Annotated in this window: 18 protein-coding genes; 9 read left to right on the top strand and 9 right to left on the bottom strand. The window is 68.1% G+C overall.

The annotated features are described in order from the left end of the window. Positions 1–49 precede the first annotated feature (49 nt). The 5 genes from ACRYRV_RS04035 to ACRYRV_RS04055 form a co-directional block, all read right to left on the bottom strand. Entirely contained in the window at positions 50–718 is a 669-nt protein-coding gene (locus tag ACRYRV_RS04035) for an alpha/beta hydrolase (RefSeq protein WP_309636194.1), read from the bottom strand. A gap of 85 nt (positions 719–803) precedes the next feature. After that, entirely contained in the window at positions 804–2,573 is a 1,770-nt protein-coding gene (locus ACRYRV_RS04040; RefSeq protein ID WP_444985879.1) for an SLC13 family permease, read from the bottom strand. Positions 2,574–2,857: 284 nt separating this feature from the next. After that, on the bottom strand, positions 2,858–3,064 hold the full coding sequence (locus ACRYRV_RS04045) for a cold-shock protein (RefSeq protein ID WP_010629501.1): 207 nt from the start codon (positions 3,062–3,064) through the stop codon (positions 2,858–2,860). A 200-nt stretch (positions 3,065–3,264) separates the two neighbouring features. Then, positions 3,265–4,917, bottom strand: coding sequence for a GMC family oxidoreductase (locus ACRYRV_RS04050; protein WP_444985878.1), 1,653 nt, complete (start codon positions 4,915–4,917; stop codon positions 3,265–3,267). Positions 4,918–4,934: 17 nt separating this feature from the next. Further along, complete coding sequence (locus ACRYRV_RS04055) at positions 4,935–6,446, bottom strand: CoA-acylating methylmalonate-semialdehyde dehydrogenase (RefSeq protein WP_444985877.1); 1,512 nt, start codon at positions 6,444–6,446, stop codon at positions 4,935–4,937. A 153-nt stretch (positions 6,447–6,599) separates the two neighbouring features. Between ACRYRV_RS04055 and ACRYRV_RS04060 the strand changes: the two genes are divergently transcribed. Continuing rightward, positions 6,600–7,493 carry a LysR family transcriptional regulator gene (locus ACRYRV_RS04060; RefSeq protein WP_444985876.1) on the top strand — a complete coding sequence of 298 codons (894 nt, stop codon included), beginning with the start codon at positions 6,600–6,602 and terminating at the stop codon, positions 7,491–7,493. Positions 7,494–7,610: 117 nt separating this feature from the next. Beyond that, positions 7,611–8,126, top strand: a complete 516-nt coding sequence (locus tag ACRYRV_RS04065) for a hypothetical protein (RefSeq protein WP_309636189.1) — start codon at positions 7,611–7,613, stop codon at positions 8,124–8,126. 23 nt (positions 8,127–8,149) lie between these two features. Here ACRYRV_RS04065 and ACRYRV_RS04070 read toward each other — a convergent pair whose 3' ends face one another. Further along, the gene (locus tag ACRYRV_RS04070) at positions 8,150–8,716 is read right to left on the bottom strand and encodes an NnrU family protein (RefSeq protein WP_444985875.1); all 567 of its coding nucleotides are present in this window, start codon (positions 8,714–8,716) and stop codon (positions 8,150–8,152) included. A 144-nt stretch (positions 8,717–8,860) separates the two neighbouring features. Here ACRYRV_RS04070 and ACRYRV_RS04075 point away from each other — a divergent pair, with 144 nt between their 5' ends. The 7 genes from ACRYRV_RS04075 (at position 8,861) to ACRYRV_RS04105 (ending at position 16,869) form a co-directional block, all read left to right on the top strand. After that, a complete protein-coding gene (locus tag ACRYRV_RS04075) occupies positions 8,861–9,448 on the top strand; it encodes a gamma-glutamylcyclotransferase (protein WP_444985874.1) in 588 nt (195 codons plus the stop codon). 42 nt (positions 9,449–9,490) lie between these two features. Continuing rightward, on the top strand, positions 9,491–10,738 hold the full coding sequence (locus tag ACRYRV_RS04080; RefSeq protein WP_253449931.1) for a threonine ammonia-lyase: 1,248 nt from the start codon (positions 9,491–9,493) through the stop codon (positions 10,736–10,738). Between the two features lie 129 nt (positions 10,739–10,867). Beyond that, positions 10,868–12,601, top strand: a complete 1,734-nt coding sequence (locus ACRYRV_RS04085) for an isocitrate/isopropylmalate family dehydrogenase (protein WP_444985873.1) — start codon at positions 10,868–10,870, stop codon at positions 12,599–12,601. A gap of 134 nt (positions 12,602–12,735) precedes the next feature. Next, positions 12,736–13,044 (top strand): monooxygenase, encoded by a 309-nt coding sequence (locus ACRYRV_RS04090; RefSeq protein ID WP_444985872.1) that lies wholly within the window; start codon positions 12,736–12,738, stop codon positions 13,042–13,044. Between the two features lie 19 nt (positions 13,045–13,063). Then, positions 13,064–14,011, top strand: coding sequence for a sensor domain-containing diguanylate cyclase (locus ACRYRV_RS04095; protein WP_444985871.1), 948 nt, complete (start codon positions 13,064–13,066; stop codon positions 14,009–14,011). Between the two features lie 273 nt (positions 14,012–14,284). Continuing rightward, the gene (gene gcvT / locus ACRYRV_RS04100) at positions 14,285–15,400 is read left to right on the top strand and encodes a glycine cleavage system aminomethyltransferase GcvT (protein ID WP_444985870.1); all 1,116 of its coding nucleotides are present in this window, start codon (positions 14,285–14,287) and stop codon (positions 15,398–15,400) included. Between the two features lie 89 nt (positions 15,401–15,489). Beyond that, on the top strand, positions 15,490–16,869 hold the full coding sequence (locus ACRYRV_RS04105; protein ID WP_444985869.1) for an L-serine ammonia-lyase: 1,380 nt from the start codon (positions 15,490–15,492) through the stop codon (positions 16,867–16,869). 83 nt (positions 16,870–16,952) lie between these two features. Here ACRYRV_RS04105 and ACRYRV_RS04110 read toward each other — a convergent pair whose 3' ends face one another. Genes ACRYRV_RS04110 through ACRYRV_RS04120 form a run of 3 tightly spaced genes read right to left on the bottom strand, consistent with a single transcriptional unit; the run spans position 16,953 to position 19,951 of the window. After that, entirely contained in the window at positions 16,953–18,269 is a 1,317-nt protein-coding gene (locus ACRYRV_RS04110) for an amidohydrolase (RefSeq protein WP_444985868.1), read from the bottom strand. A gap of 16 nt (positions 18,270–18,285) precedes the next feature. Continuing rightward, positions 18,286–19,746 (bottom strand): sodium:solute symporter family protein, encoded by a 1,461-nt coding sequence (locus ACRYRV_RS04115; RefSeq protein ID WP_444985867.1) that lies wholly within the window; start codon positions 19,744–19,746, stop codon positions 18,286–18,288. Then, positions 19,739–19,951, bottom strand: coding sequence for a DUF3311 domain-containing protein (locus ACRYRV_RS04120; RefSeq protein WP_253449909.1), 213 nt, complete (start codon positions 19,949–19,951; stop codon positions 19,739–19,741). Before ACRYRV_RS04120 ends, ACRYRV_RS04115 begins: the two co-directional genes overlap by 8 nt. Positions 19,952–20,095: the final 144 nt, after the last annotated feature.

Consider the following 20,095-nt stretch of genomic DNA (forward strand, 5'->3'; position numbering starts at 1 on the left):
GGCTGTCGAGGCGACATTGGGAGAGCCCTCAGCGAGCTTGACAGAGCCCTCAGCGGGCCAGGCGCTCGCCGAGCCAGCTGCCGATATCGCCCACCTGCTGGGGGCAGACCGCATGGGCCATGGGGTACTGGCGATAGCTGGCCGGGTAGCCCAGCGCCTTCACCTTGTCGAAGCCGGCGCGGCCCAGCGCCTCGGGCACCACGGGGTCGAAGCTGCCGTGGTGCACCTCGACGGGCAAACCGCGATTGGCCTCGGCCAGCTCGATGGACTCGGCGGTGGCGAAGTAGGTGGACATGGCCAGCAGACCGCCCAGAGGCTGTTCGAAGGAGAGCGCCGCCTGGTAGGCCACCGCCCCGCCCTGGGAGAAGCCGGCCAGGATGATCCGGCGGCTGTCGATGCCGTGGCCGATCTGCTCGCGGACCAGGCCCTGGATGCGCTCGGCGGAGGCCTTGAGCTGGGGCTCATCGACCCGGCGCCCCAGGTTCATCTCGAGGATGTCGTACCAGGCCGGCATCACCATGCCGCCGTTGATGGTCACCGGCAGGCGCGGCGCATGGGGCAGGATGAAGCGCACGCTGGCGTCGGCGGGCAGTGAAAGCGCCGGCACCAGGGGCTCGAAGTCGCTGCCATCGGCGCCCAGGCCGTGCAGGATGAAGACGCAGGCGTCGGCGGGCTTGCCGCTTCGGGGCTCGATGATCAGCTCACCGGGTTGGCTCATGGGACTCTCTCTCGCGGGGAAAAGGCCTCACCCTACCGCAAAGCCCGGTTGACGGCGAGATGCTGACGGCGAGATGCCCGCCCCGTCAGAAGGGCCAGATGAGGGGAATCAGCGTCAGGGCCACCGCGGCGGTGATCAGGTTAAGCAGCCCGCCCACCCGCAGGAAGTCGCCGAAACGGTAGCCGCCGGGTCCGTGCACCATCAGGTTGGTCTGGTAGCCGATCGGGGTCAGGAAGCTCGCCGAGGCGGCGAACATCACCGCCACCACGAAGGGCATCGGGTTCACCCCCAGGCTTTCGGCACTGGCCATCACCACCGGAAAGGTAATCACCGCGGCGGCGTTGTTGGTGACCAGCTCGGTCAGCAGCGCCACCAGCAGATAGGTGCCGATCAGCAGCAGCAGGGGATTGCCGTCGGCCAGCCCCAGGGCGGCGTCCGCCAGGAAAGCGGCGGCCCCGGAGCTCTGCAGCGCCGCGCCCAGGCCGAAAGAGGCGGCGATGGTGAGCAGCACCTGGGTATCCAGCCCGCGCTTGGCGGCCTCGACGGTGCAGCAGCCGGTCAGCAGCACCAGCGCCGCCCCCAGCATGGCGGCGTTCATCATGCTCATCACCCCGAGGCTCGCCAGGGCGACCACGCCTGCCAGGATGCCCCAGGCCAGCCAGGCCTTCTCGTGGATCGGGCGCGCCGCGCCATTGAGCTGGCTGATCAGCAGGAAGTCACGCGACTGGCGATGGCGCTCGATGAAGGGCGGCCGCGCCTCCAGCAGCAGCACGTCGGCGGGCTGCAGGCGCACCTGGCCGAGGTTGCCTGCCACTCGCTCACCGCCGCGACACACCGCCAGCACGGCGGCGCCGTAGAGGGTGCGGAAGTGGCCATCGCGGATGCGCTGACCGACGAACTGGCACTGGCTGGAGACCACCGCCTCCACCAGGCGCCGCTCCTTGAAGTCCTTCGCCAGGCTCGACTCACCCTGACGAGAGGGCACCAGGCCGCGCACCTGCTGCAGCTCCACCGCCCCCTCGCTGGTGCCGGCGAACACCAGCCGGTCGCCGCCCTTGAGCCGTTCGCCGGGCCCCACCACGCTGACCACGTTGCCGTCGCGCTCGATCTCCACCAGGAACAGCTCCTGGAGGTGACGCAGCCCCGCCTCTTCCACCGTGCGATTGACCAGGGGGCCCGCCGGGTCGACCTCCATCTCGATGGTGAATTCGCGGGGGTTCTCGAAGGCCGCCGCGGCACCGCGACGCGCCGGCAGCAGCCGCGGCCCCAGCAGGATCAGATAAACGAGGCCGATCAGCGCCACCGGCACGCCCACCCAGGCGAGATCGAAGAGTCCCATGGCAAGCTCGGGCGAACGGTCCACCAGCAGGCCGTGCACGACCAGGTTGGTGCTGGTGCCGAACAGGGTGATGGTGCCGCCCAGAATCGAGGCGAAGCTGAGCGGCATCAGCAGGCGGTGGACCGGCACGTGCACGCGGCGACTCCAGCTCAGCACCGCGGGGATATAGGTGGCCACCACCGGGGTGTTGTTGAGAAAGCCGCTCAGGGCCGCCACCGGCAGCAGCAGACGCAGCAGCGCGCCGCTCTCGCGGCGCGGCAGGCCGAGTACGTGACGGATGATCAGGTCGATGCCGCCGGTCTGCCGAATGGCGGTGACCAGCACATACATGAAGGCCACGGTGAAGAGCCCGGTGCTGGCGAAGCCGCCCAGCGCTTGGGACGGCTCGAGGATGCCCAGCGTCAACAGCAGGATCACCGCGCCCAGCAGGACAATATCCGGCCCGAGCCGCGAGAAGGCCATCAGCGGAAATACGGCGATCACGACGGCGAGGGAGATCCAGGCGTCCAGGGGCATGGCAGGTATCCGGTCAACGAGAGTGCCCCTATTCTGCCGCCCACCGATTATTCTAAAAAGTTCTTTGTAGAACTTCTCTTATTCCACAAATAGCCATAACGATCCTACCTTCCTGCGTGACTGCTCACCGCCCTAGCGGGCGAGTGGGCGAGGGTTCACGCGGATTTTTGCTGAGCCGGCTCCCCGGTGCCCCCTCCCCGGCCAAATGGCGCACACGCAAGAGGGCCCGCACATGGCGGGCCCTCTTATACTCCCGAGGGAGTCACATCAGTGTCAGCTGGCGATTAGCCGATGACCTTGATGTTGGAAGCCTGGAGGCCTTTCTTGCCCTGGGTGACGTCGAAGGAAACCTTCTGACCGTCTTGCAGAGTCTTGAAGCCGTCAGCCTGGATCTCGGAGAAGTGAGCGAACAGGTCGTCACCGTTGTCGTCCGGAGAAATGAAGCCGAAGCCCTTGGTGTCGTTGAACCACTTGACAGTACCGGTAGCCATTATCGAATTCCTCGAATAGCGTTTGATTTTCCGGGAAATACCCGAGTTGCAGTGGGTAGAACAAGAAACCTTTCACCGGGAAATCGACACTAGAGCGTTTCGATGACCACTTGCGATGTTCGACTTGCTAACCAACTGCGCACAGCTTGCGCCCTTCGCGGTCGCAGGTCAAATACTATTTTGCGTCGATGACGAGAAAGTTACTCCCCGGCCAGGATCCAGGCCGCGGCCTTCTCGGCGATCATCAGCGTCGGCGAGTTGGTGTTGCCGCTGGTGATGGTGGGCATCACCCCGGCATCCACCACCCTGAGCCCGGCCACCCCGCGCACCCGCAGGTGCGGGTCCACCACCGCCATGGGGTCGTCGGCCCGGCCCATCTTCGTGGTGCCCACCGGATGGAAGATGGTGGTGCCGATATCCCCGGCGAGCCGCGCCAGCTCCTCGTCGCTCTGGAACTCGACGCCGGGCTTGACCTCTTCAGGCTGGTACCTGGCAAAGGCCGGCTGCTCGGCAATGCGCCGGGTGACCCGCAGGGAGTCCGCCGCCACCTGGCGATCCTCCGGGGTGCTCAGGTAGTTGGGCGCGATGGCCGGCGCCCGGCGCGGGTCGCGGCTGGTGATGCGCACCGTGCCGCGGCTGGTAGGGTTGAGGTTGCAGACGCTGGCCGTGATCGCCGGGAAGGTGTCCAGGGGCTGGCCGAAGGCGGGCAGACTGAGCGGCTGGACGTGGTACTCGATATTGGGGTGCTCGAAGGCCTCGGCGCTGCGAGTGAAGGCGCAGAGCTGGGAGGGCGCCATGCTCATGGGCCCCGTGCGCTTCAGCGCGTACTCCAGGCCGATCTTCGCCTTGCCCACCAGGCTGCCGGTCATGGTGTTGAGGGTCTTGGCTCCGCTTACCTTGTAGACCGAGCGGATCTGCAGGTGATCCTGGAGGTTCTCCCCCACGCCAGGCAGGTCGACGACCACGGGAATCTCATGCTCGGCCAGCAGGTCCGCCGGGCCGATGCCGGAGAGCTGCAGCAGCTGGGGCGAGCCGATGGCCCCGGCAGAGAGGATCACCTCGCGTGCCGCGCGGGCCACGACCTCGCTGCCGTCGCGCTCGACCCGCACCCCCGTGCAGCGGGGCTCGCCGGCCTCGCCGCCGGGCGCCACCTCGAGTCCCAGCACCTGGCTGGAGTGCCAGAGGGTGAGGTTATCCCGCGGCTCGACGCCGTGCAGAAAGGCCTTGGCGGTGTTCCAGCGCCACCCCTTGCGCTGATTGACCTCGAAGTAGCCCACCCCTTCGTTGTCGCCGCGATTGAAGTCCTCGGTACGCGGGATGCCCGCCTCCACCGCCGCGGTGGCAAAGTCGTCGAGCACCTGCCAGCTCAGGCGCTGCTTCTCCACCCGCCACTCGCCGCCGTGGCCGTGGAAGTCGCGGTGGCCAGCGTCGGCGTCGCCGCCGGCGTCCAGGCGGTGATGGTCCTCGTGCCTCATGAAGTCCGCCAGGCAGTTCTCCCAGCGCCAGGCCTCCTCGCCGGTGAGCTCGGCCCAGTGGTCGTAGTCCCGGGCCTGGCCGCGGATATAGAGCATGCCGTTGATGCTGGAGCAGCCGCCCAGGGTCTTGCCCCGGGGGTAGATCAGCGAGCGGCCGTTGAGTCCGGCATCGGGCTCGGTGCGAAAGCGCCAGTCGGTGCGGGGGTTGTCGATGCAGTAGAGGTAGCCCACCGGGATATGAATCCAGTGGTAGTTGTCGCGCCCGCCCGCCTCGATGAGCAGCACCCGGTTGGCCGGGTCGGCGCTCAGGCGGTTGGCCAGCAGGCAGCCGGCGGTGCCGGCCCCCACCACGATATAGTCGAATTGTTGTTGTGTCATGGCGTGCGCTCCCTCTCCTACTTGTGGGTCGGCATGGCGAACTCGGCGCCGCCGCGGATGGAGTCGGACCAGCGCTGCATGATCGACTTCTGCCTGGTGTAGAAGCGTACGCCCTCCTCGCCGTAGGCGTGGGTGTCGCCGAACATCGAGCGCTTCCAGCCGCCGAAGCCGTGCCAGGCCATGGGCACCGGGATCGGCACGTTGATGCCCACCATGCCCACCTGGATGCGCCGGCCGAATTCCCGGGCCACGCTGCCGCTCTCGGTGAAGCAGCTCACGCCGTTGCCGAACTCATGCTCGTTGATCAGCCGGATGGCGGTGGCGATATCGGGCACCCGCACGCAGGCCAGCACCGGGCCGAAGATCTCTTCCTTATAGATGGTCATCTCCGGGGTGACGCGGTCGAACAGCGAACCGCCCATCCAGAAGCCCTCCTCGCAGCCGTCCCCGGCGCTCGCCGCATCGAAGTTGCGGCCGTCCACGACGAGCTCGGCGCCCTCGGCAACGCCCTTCTCGATATAGCCGGTGATGCGCTGGTGGGCCTGGGCGGTGACGATGGGGCCCATCTCGGCGTCGAGCTCCATGCCGTTCTTGACCTTCAGGGCCCGGGCGCGCTCGGCCAGGCGCGGCACGATCTCGTCGGCCACGTCGCCCACCAGCACCGCCACGCTGATCGCCATGCAGCGCTCCCCGGCACTGCCGTAGGCGGCGCCGATCAGGGCATCGACGGCCTTGTCGAGGTCGGCGTCGGGCATCACCACCATGTGGTTCTTGGCGCCGCCGAGTGCCTGGACGCGCTTGCCGTGGCGGGCACCGCGCTCGTAGATCAGGTTGGCGATGGGCGTGGAGCCCACGAAGGAGAGCGCCTGCACCTCGGGGTGGTCGATCAGCGCCTCGACGCTCTCCTTGTCGCCCTGCACCACGTTGAAGACGCCGTCGGGCAGCCCGGCCCGCTTGAGCAGATCGGCGATCAGCAGCGAGGCGCTGGGGTCCAGCGGGCTCGGCTTGAGGATGAAGGTGTTGCCGCAGGCGATGGCCACCGGGAACATCCACATGGGCACCATGGCCGGGAAGTTGAAGGGTGTGATGCCCGCCACCACGCCCAGCGGCTGGCGTAGGGTCCAGTTGTCGATGCCCCCGCTGACCTGCTCGGTGTAGTCCCCCTTGAGCAGCTGCGGAATGCCGCAGGCGAACTCGACGATATCGATGCCGCGGGCCACCTCGCCCTGGGCGTCGGTGAAGACCTTGCCGTGCTCCCGGGTGATCGCCTCCGCGAGTTCATCCTTGTGGGCGTTGAGCAGCTCCAGGAACCGGAACATCACCCGGGCGCGACGGATCGGCGGGGTATCGGCCCAGGCCGGAAAGGCCGCGGAGGCGGCGGCCACGGCGGCCTCCACGTCGGCGCCGCCCGCCAGGGCCACCCGGCCCGAGACCTCACCGGTGGCCGGGTTGGTCACCGGTGAGGTCTGGCCGGAGAAGCCTTCGGTCATTTGCCCATTGATATAATGTGCGATGCTGGCAGTGCTCATGGAGGGGACCTCGCGATATCTTGTTAGTGGGGTATCGGGGCGCACCGAAGGCGCCAGTAAGCTCCGAGACTAGCGCGGCAGGCGCGAGAATCAATTGAGAGTTTCAAAAGCAAGATATAAATTTTCCTGATATCACTTCACCCGGATCTCCCCATGACCGACCTGCCCACCCTGCGCACCTTCGTCACCGTGGCCCGAGAGGGCAGCGTCTCCCGGGCCGCCGAACGGCTGCACCTGACCCAGCCGGCGGTTAGCCTCAAGCTCAAGCAGCTTCAGACCCGCCTCGACCTGCGGCTCTTCCACCGCCATGCCCGGGGGCTCGCGTTGAGCGACGACGGCCAGGCGCTGCTGCCCGCCGCCGAGAAGGCCCTGGCCGCCATGGCCGCCTTCGAGCAGCAGGCCGGCACCCTGCACAGCACCCTGCGCGGGCGGCTACGGATCGGCACCATCGTCGACCCGGAGTTCATCCGCCTGGGGGCCTTCCTGCGCCGCCTGGTGGAGCGCGCACCCCAGCTCGAGACCGAGCTCTCCCACGGCATGAGCGGCAGCGTGCTGGCGCGCCTGCGCCGCGACGAGCTCGACGTCGGCTTCTATCTGGCCCAGCCCGGGGAGGGCCCCGGCGAGGCCGACGACGAGATCGCCTGTCGGGAGCTGACCCATTTCGACTATCAGGTGATCGCCCCCGCCGGCTGGGGCAGCCGACTGTCGGGGAGCGGCTGGCGCCAGCTCGCCCGGCAGCCCTGGATCGTCACGCCGGCGGACTCCGTGCACCACCGACTGCTCAACGGGGCGCTGGCGCCCTTCGGCGTAACGCCCCGGGGCGTGGCTCGGGTGGATCAGGAAGCGTGCATGCTCGACCTGGTGCGGGCCGGCGTGGGGCTGAGCCTGGCCCGGGATGCGCTGGCCATGGCCGAGCGTCAGGAGCGCGGCCTGACGGTAGTCGAAGGGGTGCGGCTGCCCTGCGCGCTCTGCTTCGTCTGGCGGCGGCGCCGCGGCGAGGAGCCGGTGATCGGCGAGGCCCTGGCGGTGCTGGAGCAGGTGTGGTGAGCACGGCCACGCAGAACCTCACTTGACCGAAATCAAGTTGGTGACCATGTTTGCAGAGACGCCCGATCATTGCCGGGAGGCGCTTTCGCCAGCGACACAGCTATCAGGGAGCCGGCCATGCTGTTTATCGACACCCCGCGCAACACGCTGCACCTCGCCGAGGCCGCGCGCTTCGCCGGCGGCAACGATGCGGCCTTTCGGCTGCGCCTGCGCCAGGAGGCCGCCCGCTTCTACCTGGAGCTCAAGGAGCTGGAGCCCAGTGCCGGGCAGTACGCCGAGGCCGCTTCCTTCATGAGCGATATCAGTGGCCTGGCGCTGACCCCGCAGCACGCTCGTGACCTGCTGCTGCTCTACCCGCACGCCCGCATCCGCCTGGCCGCCTTTCGCTCCAGCCAGGATCTCGAGGTGCGCGAGAGCCTCGCCTTCGCCCTGGCCCACTTCCTGCTGGGCTGCCGCTGGCCTGCCGCCAATGACCGCGTCGACGGGGAGCGCTTCCTGGCCCTGCTCCAGGAGCAGGCCCGGGCACTGGGCTTTCCCTGTCACGACGAGGGGCCGGCGGTGTCCTACACCGCCGGCCCCTTCGCCAATGACCACGAGGCGCTGCTGGCCTCCCTCGGTGGCGCCACGTCCTGAGGCGCAGCGCCAGCCGAATCGCCCTACATCACCGGTACACCGGTGACCCAGACGTGCAGGTGGAAGGCGAACAGATAGTAGGCCACCAGGCCGACCACCACGGCGATGGCGGTGCGCGCCATGCTGGGCGCCTGCATTGCAGGGGCCGGGCGACGCCTGGCTGAGCGGAAGTCGAACACCGCCCAGAGCAGGAAGGCGCCGAAGAAGACGATATCCCCCAGGCGCCCATTGGCCAGCAGGTGGGAGAAGGCCCACAGCTTCACGGCGATGATCATGGGGTGGCCCAGCTTCGCCTTGAGGTGGTTGCCCGGCACATAGGCCGCCACCAGCAGGATGAAGGCGGGAATCATCAGCAGCGAGACGGCGTGGCGCAGCCCCACCGGCGGGAACCAGACCCAGGCCGGGTCGAGGCGCATCTGGCCGTAGCCCCAGATCGCCAGGGCCAGGCCGATGATCGACACCACCGAATAGGCCGCTTTCCAGGGCAGCTCCCCCAGGCGCGCGATCTGCGCAGCGCGCCAGTCGTCGGCGACGATGCGCACCGAGTGCACTCCGAGGAAGATCAACAGGCCGAGTATCATCACGGTCATGGGACGGGCTCCATCAGCAGAAAATGAACAGGCCGTCAGCCTACCGCACCCGCACGGCCGCGTCGCGCCCCTTCTCCCCTTAGACTTTCGCCACCCCGAGACGCATCATGGGGCCTTCCGCCCACCACCGATTGCACGACGACCATGGCCCTGGACACCACCGCCCTCAATCGCCAGATGACCCATTTCGACGGCCACGACCAGATCTGGCTGTTCGGCTACGGCTCGCTGATCTGGAAGGCCGACTTTCCCTATCTCGAGCGGCGCCCGGCCCATATCCACGGCTGGTCGCGCCGTTTCTGGCAGGGCTCCCATGACCACCGAGGCACCCCGGAGGCCCCCGGGCGCGTGGCCACCCTGGTGCGCGACCCGGCCGCCCTCTGCCATGGCATGGCCTATCGCATCACCCCCGAGGTGCTGGCACCCCTGGATGTGCGCGAGAAGAATGGCTACCTGCGCGAGGTGGTGAGCCTCTGCTTCGACGACGCGGCCGGTGGCCGCACCGAGGGGCTGATCTACCTGGCCGGCGAGGAGAACCCCGCCTTCCTCGGCGACGCTCCGCCGGATGCCATCGCCGAGCAGATCGCCCGGGCCCACGGCCCCAGCGGCCCCAACCGCGACTACCTGCTCAACCTGGCCGAGGCCCTGCGCGAGCTGGAGGTGGAGGACCCCCACGTCTTCGACCTGGCACGGCGCGTGGTCGACTCAATCGACGAGGCCGCTCACCCCTGATCCCCAGGTTCCCTACAACAACAAGCACCAGGATGGCCACCGATGAGCGTAACCCTCGACGATATCCGCACCGCCGCCACTCGCCTGCATGGCAGCGTGGAGCGCACCCCCTGCCTGCACTCCCGGACGCTGTCCCGTATCGCCGGCTGCGAGCTCTACCTCAAGTTCGAGAATCACCAGTTCACCGCCGCCTTCAAGGAGCGCGGCGCGCTGAACCACCTGCTGAGCCTCAGTGACGAGGAGCGGGCCCGGGGCGTCATCGCCATGTCCGCCGGCAACCACGCCCAGGCGGTGGCCTACCACGCCGCCCGGCTGGGTATTCGCGCCACCATCGTCATGCCCCGTCACACCCCGAACCTCAAGGTGAGCAACACCCGCGCCCTCGGCGCCGAGGTGCACCTGGAGGGAGAGGGCGTTGCCGAGGCCGGCGACTACGCCAGACGCCTGGCCGAGGAGCGCGACCTGGTGTTCGTCCACCCCTACGACGACGAGCGTATCATCGCGGGCCAGGGCACCATCGCACTCGAGATGCTGCAGGACACACCGGACCTCGACACCCTGGTGATTCCCATCGGCGGCGGCGGGCTGATCGCGGGCAACGCCATCGCCGCCACCGAGCTCAGGCCTGGCATCGAGGTGGTGGGGGTGCAGACCCAGCGCTTCCCCGCCATGAAGCAGGCCCTGGCCGGCCAGCAGGTCCACTGCGGCCACGCCACCCTGGCCGAGGGGATCGCCGTCAAGCAGCCCGGCCGGCTGACCCTGCCCATCGTGCGCGACAGGGTCAGCGACATCGTGCTGGTGGACGAGCCCGAGATCGAGCGCGCCATCCTGCTGCTGCTGGAGATCGAAAAGACGGTGGTGGAGGGCGCCGGCGCCGCCGGCCTGGCCGCGGTGCTCGCCGACCCGGAGCGCTACCGGGGGCGCAAGGTGGGACTGATCCTCTGCGGCGGCAACATCGACATGCTGGCGCTCTCTTCGGTCATTCAGCGCGGCCTGGTGCGCAGCGGGCGCATCGTGCGCGTGCGGGTGGCGATACCCGACGTGCCGGGAGCACTCGCGGAGCTGACCCGGCTGCTGGCCGAGCAGTGCGCCAACGTGATCCAGATCGCCCATCAGCGCACCTTCACCGATATCTCCCTGCGCGCCACCGAGGTGGAGGCGACGCTCGAGACCCTGGGCAGCGAACATACCCGGGAGGTGATCGAGGCGCTGCGCGCCGAGGGCTATGATCCGGTGCTGCCCGCCAACGAGGTGCACCCGGACGAGCGCCGCTCGCCCCGCCGCAGATAGCCTAGCCTCGAGCCCTTCGCCCTACTGCTTTCTGCGCGTAGCGCCCGACGCACCTCGAGCGTACCCTTGGAGACTGCCGATCAGCGCACCGATTACCACAGAGTGATCCCTGGAAAACAAGGAAGAGTGATGAGCCGCAAAATCCATGTCGATGCCCCTCTCGTCATCCTGCACGGCGACGAGATGGCCCAGGTGGCCTTCGAGAAGATCCTCGAGACCTTCGTGACATCCCGGCTGGAGATCCCGCTGGTAGAGATCGACCTTTCGGCAGAGAACCGCCTGGTCACCAACGGACAGGTGATCGTCGATGCGATCGAGGCGCTCAAGCAGCACGGCGTGGGGATCAAGAACGCCGGCATGACGGTCAACCGCACCCAGCTCGGCGAGCTGCTCGCCAAGCACCCCGAGGTCGACAGCAGCCGCCTTCATCCGCTGGCCACCAAGTCGCCCAACGGTGCCATCCGCAAGGGCATCGGCGGCAATATCACCCGGGAAGACATCGAGTTTCGCAACCTCAAGGTGAAGCGCCCGGAGTGGATCGGCCGCGACATCGTGGTGGACACCATGGAGAGCGGCGGCATCAAGGACAGCTTCAACGAGCTCTCCCGGGCCACCGGCGTGGTCAAGCTGATGTTCGTGGGCGAAAGCGGCGACCCGGTGGAGCTGCACCGCCGCGAGGTCAACAAGGGCGATCCCTGGCTGCTGGCCACCAATGACCTGGAAGCGGTCAAGGCCTGGGCGCACCGCTTCTTCCAGCGCGCCATCGACGAGCAGCGCGATATCTATCTGGGCCTCAAGGACACCGTGATCGCCGGCTATGACGGCGTGATGCGCGCCGCCATCGAGGGCATCTTCGATCGGCACTACCGCGAACAGGTCGAGTCGCTGGGGCTGAAGTACTTCTACGAGCTGATCGACGCCCAGGCGGCGCGCCTGGTGGCCAACCCGCCGGAGCGGGCCATCTGGGGCGTGCCGGACAATACCACCGGCCGCAAGCTCTACAAGCTGGTGGAGCAGCTCAAGGTCTACGGCATCCCGGATCGCAAGGCCCAGGTCTCCATCTCACGCATGAGCGCCGGCGGCGGCGACCAGTACGGCAGCTTCAATGCTCCCGCCGAGGAGGACGGCATCCTCAAGGTGATCGTCGACGGCGAGGAGAAGTACGCCCGCCGGGTCAGGAAGGGCGACCCCATCCTGCTGATGTCCAACGACCAGGCGGCGATCAAGGACTGGGTGCTGCAGGTCTTCCGCGACGCCTCGCGCAAGGAGAAGGAGGTCTACTTCGGCCTCAAGCGCGAGTACATGGAGTATGACGAGGTCTTCAGCACGGCGATCACCGACGTGCGTCGCGAGCTCGCCGAGACCGGCACCCCGCCGCCGTCGTTCATGATCATGCGGCCCTCCAGCCAGCTCATCAAGATGATCACCGACCCGCCCCGCAACGCCCTCTACCCGGCCCAGAACCTGGACGGCGACATCTTCTCCGATATCTCCGCCGCCCTGGGGGGCAGCCTGGCCACCGCCAGCTCGATCATCGAGAGCAAGGACGGCACCATGCTCTTCGAGGCGCCCCACGGCACCGCCCACGACCTCTACCTGAAGTACCTGGAGACCGACGGCCAGGAGGCGCACTTCAACTCCTCCGCCCTGCTCTTCGCCGTGGCCAACGCCCTGGAGGCCCTGGGCGAGCGCGACGAGAACGACGCCCTGATCGACTACGCCCATGCCCTCAAGGCGGCGCTGATCGATACCGTGGACGCCGGCATCATCACCGGCGACCTCAAGGGCAAGACCCAGGATCCGGCCAGCGAGACCCTGGTCGACATGCACGGCTTCCTCGACGCCGTGGCCAACCGGCTCTAGCCGGTCCGCTGCTGCACGAGCCAGCGGGGCCTGCCTTTGGGCAGGCCCCGCGTCGTTGGAGCACTCGCCTCTCGTCTCCGAAAGACCGATACTGGGCCCAGGCTGACCCCGACACTCTCGACAAGGAGGCCCCCATGGCCACGATTCTTCAGGTGCACTTCCCCTTCGACGGCCCCTTCGGCGACGCCATGGTCGAGGCCATGACCCCGCTGGCCCGCTCCATCAACGACGAGCCGGGCCTGCTGTGGAAGATCTGGACGGAAGACCAGCAGGCCGGACGCGCCGGCGGTGTCTATCTCTTCGCCACCCGGGCGGACGCCGAGGCCTACTGCCGGATGCACACCGCTCGCCTGGAGGGCATGGGAGTCACCGGCATCGAGGCGCAGCTCCTCGAGGCCAACGAGGCCCTCTCGGCGATCAACGGCGGGCCGCTGGCAGGCTGACCCAGCGCGGAGCCCCCTCATGAATGACAAGCACGGCACTCCCGACACCGCGCTCCTCGACGCCGGAAGCTCCATGCCGGCAGACCGCTCCGATGACGAGGCCGCGCTCTGGCGCATCTTCTTCGAGCAGAATCGAGACGGCATCGTGATGCTGCGCGAGGATGGCAGCGTCTACTGCGCCAACAACCGCTTCGCCTCCATGCTCGGCTATACGACAGAGGAGGTGGAGCGCCTCTACCTCTGGGAGTGGGATTGCCAATACGAGCGCTCCGTGCTCATGGAGATGCTGAAATCGGTCAAGCCCTGCGGAGACTTCTTCGAGACTCGCCATCGCCGCAAGGATGGCAGCGAATTCACGGTAGAGGTCACCACCAATGCGGCCTACTACCACGGTGCCAAGCTGATCTTCTGCAACTGCCGCGACATCACCGAGCGCAAGCGGGATCAGGAGCGCATCAAGCGCCTGGCCACCACCGACGCCCTCACCGGTATCGCCAATCGAGGCGAGTTCAGCCGCCGCCTGGCCGCCGAGATGCAGCGCGCCAGGCGCTTCGGGCGCCCCATGGCAGTGGTGATGTACGACCTGGACCACTTCAAGCGCGTCAATGACACCTATGGCCACCAGGTAGGCGATGAGGTGCTCAAGGTGACGGCCAGCCTGATCAACGACACTATTCGCCAGGTGGACATCCACGCCCGCTGGGGAGGAGAGGAGTTCATGGTCCTGCTCCCCGAGGCGGACCTGGCGGAGGGACTGGCCAGCGCCGAGCGCCTGCGCGAGGCCATCGAGAAGCATCGCTTTGATCATCGGGGGCCCGTGACCGCCAGCTTCGGCGTCGCCGCCCTTGGCCCTCGGGACACGATCGGCGCCCTGCTCCAGCGCGCCGACGACGCCCTCTATCAGGCCAAGCACGCCGGCCGCAATCGCGTAGAGGCGATGCCGGCGCGGAACGCGCCCGCCCCCTGAGCGCGGTCACGCGCCCTCCCGCGGCGCACCCAGGGCACGCCGACCGCGCCCCGCCCTGTTTCCTATGAGAAAACCCGCCGCCGCGCTCGATCAGGAGCGATGGCCGTCAACCTCACCACAGGGCGAGCAAGCCGGCATTTCTCGCCTCTTTCGGCGAGTTTTCACGGCCCCATTGTTTCTTATAGGAAACTTCGTCTACTCTAGTCACCATCCAGGCCCCGACCGCTATGCTTGTGGCAGGCCGCCCCTTCCCGCCGTGACCGGAGACTCCCCATGAGCGAACTGAACCGCACTCCCCTCCACGACCTGCACCTGGCCCTGGGCGCCAAGCTGGTGCCCTTTGCCGGCTACGAGATGCCGGTGCAGTATCCGCTAGGCGTCAAGAAGGAGCACGAGCACACCCGCACCGCCTCCGGCCTCTTCGACGTCTCCCATATGGGTCAGCTTCTGCTGCGCGGCCCGGAGCCCGCCAAGGCGCTCGAGACCCTGGTGCCGGCGGATATCCTGGGCCTCGCCGAAGGCTGGCAGCGCTACGCCATCTTCACCAGCGAGGCCGGCGGCATCCTCGACGACCTGATGGTGGTCAACGCCGGCGACCACCTCTACCTGGTGGTCAACGCCGCCTGCAAGGAGCAGGACGTCGCTCACCTGCGCGCCAATCTGCCCGCCGGCCACGAGATCGAGGTGCTGGACCGCGGCCTGCTCGCCCTGCAGGGCCCGCAGACCGCCGCGGTGATGGAGCGCCTCTGCCCCGCCGCCTGCGAGATGGTCTTCATGCAGCACGGCCACTTCGAGATCGACGGCATTCCCGTCTGGATCAGCCGCAGCGGCTACACCGGCGAGGATGGCTTCGAGATCTCGGTGGCCGCCGACCAGACCGAAGCCCTGGCCAGGCGCCTGCTCGACGAGCCGGAAGTGGAAGCGATCGGCCTCGGTGCCCGGGACTCCCTGCGCCTCGAGGCGGGGCTCTGCCTTTATGGCCACGATATCGACACCACCACCCTGCCCGTGGAAGCCGGCCTGATCTGGGCCATCGGCAAGCCGCGCCGTCGCGGCGGCGAACGCCCCGGCGGCTTCCCGGGCGCCGAGGCGATCCTGCACCAGGTGGAGGCCAAGGATCACCGCCGCAAGCGGGTCGGCCTGCTCGGCGAAGGCCGCGCCCCGGTGCGCGAAGGCGCCAGGCTCTTCGACGCGGCCGGCAACGAGATCGGCGTGGTGACCTCCGGCGGCTTCGGCCCCAGCGTCGGCAAGCCGGTGGCCATGGGCTACGTCGACGTGGCCCATGCCGAGCTCGGCACCTCCGTCCATGCCGAGGTGCGCGGCAAGCGCCTGCCCATGACGGTCAGCAAGATGCCCTTCGTCGCGCCCGGCTACTTTCGCGGCAAGTAACGCTACGGCCCGGCGGGCGCTCCCGCGCCCGCCGGCACCGACCGCCTGCCCAGGCCCCGCAACAACAAGCCGTACGCAGGAGACGCCCCATGGCTATCAGCGTTTTCGACCTCTTCAAGATCGGTATCGGGCCCTCGAGCTCGCACACCGTCGGCCCCATGCGGGCCGCCCACGACTTCATCGGCGAGCTCAAGGCGGGTGACCTGCTCGAGCGAGTCGCCCGCGTCGAGGTGCAGCTGTTCGGCTCGCTCTCCGCCACCGGCATCGGCCACGGCACCGACCGCGCCGTGCTGATGGGGCTGATGGGCGAGCGCCCCGATCGTATCGACCCGGCGATCATCGCCCCCTGCATCGAGGAGCTGCAGGAGGCCGAGGCGCTGCGCCTGGACGGCCGCCACAGCGTGCCCTTCGTCTGGGGGCGCGACCTTCAGCTGCAGGAGGAGAACCTGCCCCACCACCCCAACGCCATGCGCCTGATCGCCCACGGCCATGGCGGTGAGCTCCATCGCAACACCTACTACTCGCTGGGGGGCGGCTTCGTCATCGACGAGGCCCAGGCCGCCGCGGGGGAGCTCGATACCGACACCACCACCCTGCCCCACGACTTCCAGAGCGCCGACGAGCTGCTGGCCATGTGTCGCAGGAGCGGCCTCGGCATCAGCGAGCTGATGCTGGAGAACGAGAAGGCGTGGCGCAGCGAAGCCGAGATTCGCGAAGGCCTGCTGACGATCTGGACGGCGATGCAGGCGTGCATCGTCAAGGGCATGGAGGCCGAGGGCACCCTGCCCGGCGGGCTCAAGGTCAAGCGCCGCGCCAGGGCGCTCTACCAGCGGATGCTGGCCAGCGAGGACGACCACTCGCTGATCGCCTCGACGATGTCGGCCATGGACTGGGTCAACCTCTATGCGCTCGCCGTCAACGAGGAGAATGCCGCCGGCGGGCGCATGGTCACCGCCCCCACCAACGGCGCGGCGGGGATCATCCCGGCGGTGCTGCAGTACTACATGCAGTTCCGGAAAGGCGCCTGCGAGCGCGACGTGGTGAACTTCCTGCTCGCTGCCGGCGCCGTGGGCATCCTGTGCAAGAAGAACGCTTCGATCTCCGGCGCCGAGGTGGGCTGTCAGGGCGAGGTGGGCTCCGCCTGCGCCATGGCCGCCGCCGGCCTCACCGAGGTGATGGGCGGCACCATCGACCAGGTGGAGAACGCCGCCGAGATCGGGCTGGAGCACAACCTGGGGCTGACCTGCGATCCGGTGGGCGGCCTGGTGCAGGTGCCCTGCATCGAGCGCAACGCCATCGCCTCGGTGAAGGCGATCAACGCCGCCCAGATGGCGCTGCGCGGCGATGGTGAGCACTTCATCTCCCTGGACAAGGTGATCCGCACCATGCGCGACACCGGCGCCGACATGCAGGCCAAGTACAAGGAGACCTCCACGGGGGGCCTGGCCGTCAGCGCCATCGAGTGCTGAGGGTGCCGAAGCCCTGACGCAGGAAGGCCGCCCCGAGGGGCGGCCTTCTGCGTTGTCGGAGCCGAGTGGCTGCCTGGCGTCCCTTAGGGCGCCAGCCAGGCCAGCGCCCCCGCGGCCATGGCCGCCATGCCGGTGCGCAGGGTCACTGCGTTGCCCGGGAAGTAGTAGGGCGAATGGGGCATCTCCAGGTGGCGCATCTTCTCGGTGACGCTCGCTCCCGGCGTCTCGGCCCAGCGTTCGGCCGGCGTGGCGCCGATAAACCAGTAGACATAGGGAATATCGTCACCGCCGAAGCCGCCGGCCTCGGCGCTGCCGAAGAGGGGGAAGTCTTCGCTGCCGTTGAGGCGCGGCATGGCATAGAGGTTCGCCTCGCCGAACTGCTCGGCATGGGCGCGACGCACCTGCTCCACCGCCAAGGCATCGTTGTGCAGGGCGATGGTCTCGTTGAGCACCCGGAACTCGGGCGGCCTGGGCGAGCGCCCCGCCTCGCACTCGGCGCGGATGATGCGCTCGATGCTCTCCACCACCCGGGCGTGCAGGGCGTTGTCGAAGCTGCGCACGTTGATCTCCAGCTCCGCCGCGTGGGGGATGATGTTGGCCTGGGTGCCGGCATGCAGCTTGCCGACGGTCACCACCACGGTCTCCTCCGGCGGCACCTCCCGGGAGACGATGCTCTGCAGGCGGGTCACCACGTGGGCGGCGATCACCACCGGATCCACTGCCTGGGCCGGCATGGAGCCGTGGCCACCGGCGCCGTGAATGGTCACCGCCAGGTTGGTGCAGGCGGCCATGGCGCCGCCGGCGATGTGCCCGACGGTGCCGGCAAGCGCCGGCATGTTGTGCTGGCCGAGGATCACATCGGGCCGTGCGAAGCGCTCGTAGAGGCCGTCGTCGAGCATCGCCCGAGCGCCGCCGAAGATCTCCTCGGCGGGCTGGCAGATCAGCATCAGGGTACCGGACCACTGCTCCCGAAGCCCGGCCATCACCGCCGCCGCTCCCACGATGCAGCTGCTGTGCAGGTCGTGGCCGCAGGCGTGCATCAGGGGCACCTGGCCGCTGTTGCTCTCCGCGGTCTGCACGCTGGCATAGTCGAGCCCGGTCTTCTCCTCGATCGGCAGCGCGTCCATGTCGCCGCGCAGCATCACGGTGGGACCCTCGCCGTTCCTGAGCAGGGCCACCACCCCGGTGCCGCCGACGCCGCGAGTCACCGCATAGCCCAGGGCCTCCAGGGCCTCGGCCAGGCGAGCGCTGGTCTCGTGCTCCTGGAAGGGCAGCTCCGGAAACTGGTGAAGCTGACGATAGAGCGCCTGCACCCTCTCGAAGGCGGCCTCCACCTGGCCGCCGATGGCGGCCCGGCGATCCGGATGTGCAAGGCGGGGCGTGTCGAGTTGCATTGTCATCTTGGCCTCCTTTGCCCTAGACGCTCTTGCCGGCCAGGGCCTGGCCGTCCCGAGACGTGCGACCCAGCAGCTGCCAGGCCCCCACCACCGCCACGTTGAGCAGCATGGCCCAGACGCCGGCGTGCCAGCCCAGCGGCGAGCTCCAGACGAAATCCATCAGCAGGTAGGCCAGGCTGCCCACCAGGGCACCGGCCATCACGCTGGCGCGGCGCAGCTGCGGCAGGAAGAGCGCACCGAGCACCATGGGGAAGAGCTGGACGATCAGCCCATAGGCCCCCAGCAGCAGCAGCACCAGGGAAGCGGGATTGGCCAGGGCGAAGAGGTAGGCGATCAGCGACAGCCCGAGCACGCTCCAGCGGGTCGCCTTGACGACGCTCTGCTCGCTCGCCCCCTTCATGACCGTCGGGCTCATCACATCGCGCACCAGCACGATCGCCGCGGTATGCGCCAGGTTGGCCCCGGTGGACATGGCCGCCGCCAGGGCACCTGAGAGCATCAGCCCGATGACCCAGGGCGAGAAGTTGGCCACGTCCATGACCATGCGCAGCAGCACGGTATCGGAGCGCACCAGGGGCTCATCGGCGAACACCAGGATGCCGGCGAAACCGATGAACAGCAGCGGCACCAGCAGGTAGGCGTAGAGAGGATAGAAGACGCTGACCTTGCGCAGGGTCCTGCCGCTGTCGGCGGAGTAGAACTTCATGAAGAGGTGCGGCCACATGGCGCCGCCGAAGGCGCTGACCAGCACGGCGGTGCTGAAGTAGCCCCAGTTCATGCCGGTGGCCCCGGGCATGGTCAGGGACTCGGGCATGGTCAGCTGGATCTGGCTGAACATCTCGCCCACCCCGCCATAGAGGCGCTCGGAGATCGACAGGCCCAGGAACCAGGCGATGGCGATCATCATGATGCCCTGGATCAGGTTGGTCCAGCCGATGCCGTTGAGGCCGCTGGTGAAGACATAGGCCGCCACCACCACGAAGGCCAGCAGGGCGCCGAGCCAGAAGGGAATCAGGCCGTCGGTGGCCGCCTGGAACAGCAGGCCCGCGCCGGCGATCTGGATGGTCAGGTAGGGCACCAGCGCCAGCACGCCGATGACCCCGGCCAGGATGCCCAGCGGCTTGCTCTGGTAGTGGTCGGCGATCATGTCGCCCTGGGTCAGATAGCCCTTCTGGCGCCCCAGGGAGGCCACCCGCGGCCCCATGGCCCAGATGGTGATGGGCACCAGCGACAGGTAGGCAAGGATATAGAAGGCCGGTGCGCCGTGCTGATAGGCCCAGCCGGGTGCGCCCAGGAAGGCGAAGGCGGAGAAGATCTCGGCGCCGAGGATAAAGAAGAGGATCACCACGCCGACGTGGCGTCCCCCGGCCACATAGCCCTCGAGGCTGGAGTTCTCCTGGCCCCGGGCGCGCAGGCCGACCCAGAGCACACCGAGGAGATAGGTCAGAGTGATACCGACGACGATCAGCGAATCAGTCATGGCGGCCACCTCCGTGACGGACCACGAAGGCCACCCACATGCCGGCAAAGAGCACCAGCATCCAGAGGATGTACCAGAAGAACAGGAAGGGGAGCCCCAGCACAGTGGGCTCGATACGGTTGGCGATCAGGGCGCCGGGCCAGATCATGGCCAGGGTGCACAGGGCAAAGTGCAGTCCCGTCAAAAGGTGATAGGTCTTGGTCATCGCGAAGGTCCAGGGGTCGTCCGGCTCGCACGGGGCGAGGCTTGTTATGGGTTGTTCTCCCACTATGAAACGCCCCTTTCGATAGAAAAAATATAGCTTTTGCATGGCTGACATGCTGAATTGATATGGGTAGAGTGGCAGCCC

It is taken from the genome of Halomonas mongoliensis (assembly GCF_052496345.1).

Excerpts from the sequence above, each read along its gene's own strand:
- ACRYRV_RS04035 (WP_309636194.1), bottom strand. The coding sequence starts at position 718 with ATGAGCCAACCCGGTGAGCTGATCATCGAGCCCCGAAGCGGCAAGCCC.
- ACRYRV_RS04040 (WP_444985879.1), bottom strand. The coding sequence starts at position 2,573 with ATGCCCCTGGACGCCTGGATCTCCCTCGCCGTCGTGATCGCCGTATTT.
- ACRYRV_RS04045 (WP_010629501.1), bottom strand. The coding sequence starts at position 3,064 with ATGGCTACCGGTACTGTCAAGTGGTTCAACGACACCAAGGGCTTCGGC.
- ACRYRV_RS04050 (WP_444985878.1), bottom strand. The coding sequence starts at position 4,917 with ATGACACAACAACAATTCGACTATATCGTGGTGGGGGCCGGCACCGCC.
- ACRYRV_RS04055 (WP_444985877.1), bottom strand. The coding sequence starts at position 6,446 with ATGAGCACTGCCAGCATCGCACATTATATCAATGGGCAAATGACCGAA.
- ACRYRV_RS04060 (WP_444985876.1), top strand. The coding sequence starts at position 6,600 with ATGACCGACCTGCCCACCCTGCGCACCTTCGTCACCGTGGCCCGAGAG.
- ACRYRV_RS04065 (WP_309636189.1), top strand. The coding sequence starts at position 7,611 with ATGCTGTTTATCGACACCCCGCGCAACACGCTGCACCTCGCCGAGGCC.
- ACRYRV_RS04070 (WP_444985875.1), bottom strand. The coding sequence starts at position 8,716 with ATGACCGTGATGATACTCGGCCTGTTGATCTTCCTCGGAGTGCACTCG.
- ACRYRV_RS04075 (WP_444985874.1), top strand. The coding sequence starts at position 8,861 with ATGGCCCTGGACACCACCGCCCTCAATCGCCAGATGACCCATTTCGAC.
- ACRYRV_RS04080 (WP_253449931.1), top strand. The coding sequence starts at position 9,491 with ATGAGCGTAACCCTCGACGATATCCGCACCGCCGCCACTCGCCTGCAT.
- ACRYRV_RS04085 (WP_444985873.1), top strand. The coding sequence starts at position 10,868 with ATGAGCCGCAAAATCCATGTCGATGCCCCTCTCGTCATCCTGCACGGC.
- ACRYRV_RS04090 (WP_444985872.1), top strand. The coding sequence starts at position 12,736 with ATGGCCACGATTCTTCAGGTGCACTTCCCCTTCGACGGCCCCTTCGGC.
- ACRYRV_RS04095 (WP_444985871.1), top strand. The coding sequence starts at position 13,064 with ATGAATGACAAGCACGGCACTCCCGACACCGCGCTCCTCGACGCCGGA.
- gcvT (WP_444985870.1), top strand. The coding sequence starts at position 14,285 with ATGAGCGAACTGAACCGCACTCCCCTCCACGACCTGCACCTGGCCCTG.
- ACRYRV_RS04105 (WP_444985869.1), top strand. The coding sequence starts at position 15,490 with ATGGCTATCAGCGTTTTCGACCTCTTCAAGATCGGTATCGGGCCCTCG.
- ACRYRV_RS04110 (WP_444985868.1), bottom strand. The coding sequence starts at position 18,269 with ATGACAATGCAACTCGACACGCCCCGCCTTGCACATCCGGATCGCCGG.
- ACRYRV_RS04115 (WP_444985867.1), bottom strand. The coding sequence starts at position 19,746 with ATGACTGATTCGCTGATCGTCGTCGGTATCACTCTGACCTATCTCCTC.
- ACRYRV_RS04120 (WP_253449909.1), bottom strand. The coding sequence starts at position 19,951 with ATGACCAAGACCTATCACCTTTTGACGGGACTGCACTTTGCCCTGTGC.